A 533-nucleotide genomic window follows, 5' to 3' on the forward strand; every position below is an offset into this window, starting at 1 on the left:
GTGATGGGCGCCAAGGGCGCGGTGGAAATCATTTTCCGCGAGGACAAGGGCGACCCGGTCAAGCTGGCCGCGAAAGAAGCTGAATACAAGGCCCGCTTTGCCAACCCGTTTGTGGCCGGTGCCCGCGGCTTTATTGACGACGTGATCCTGCCGCACGAAACCCGCAAACGCATCTGCCGCTCGCTGGTGATGCTGCGCGACAAGAAGCTTGAGAACCCGTGGCGCAAACACGGCAACATTCCGCTGTGACCCTGTAGCCGTTCGCCCTGAGCTTGTCGAAGGGTATCTCCCCGAACGGATGGGCAACGACCGCCTCAGCCCGAACGGGAAATTGAAGGAAAAGAATATGTTTACAAAAATACTGATTGCCAACCGGGGCGAAATCGCCTGCCGCGTCATCAAGACGGCGCAAAAGATGGGTATCAAAACCGTCGCGGTTTACTCCGACGCGGACAAAGACGCACGGCACGTGATGCTGGCCGACGAGGCCGTCAACATTGGACCGGCGCCCAGTCGCGAGAGCTATTTGCTGG

2 protein-coding genes are annotated in these 533 nt (G+C 59.1%); both read left to right on the forward strand.

The window, feature by feature from the left end:
* A partial coding sequence (locus B3V69_RS11925; protein WP_296446807.1) for a carboxyl transferase domain-containing protein occupies window positions 1–249 on the forward strand: 249 nt, incomplete at its 5' end.
* Between the two features lie 97 nt (window positions 250–346).
* The coding region (locus tag B3V69_RS11930) for a biotin carboxylase N-terminal domain-containing protein (protein WP_296446809.1) at window positions 347–533 on the forward strand (187 nt) is incomplete at its 3' end.

It is taken from the genome of Rhodoferax sp. UBA5149 (assembly GCF_002413825.1).
Lineage (GTDB): Bacteria > Pseudomonadota > Gammaproteobacteria > Burkholderiales > Burkholderiaceae_C > Rhodoferax.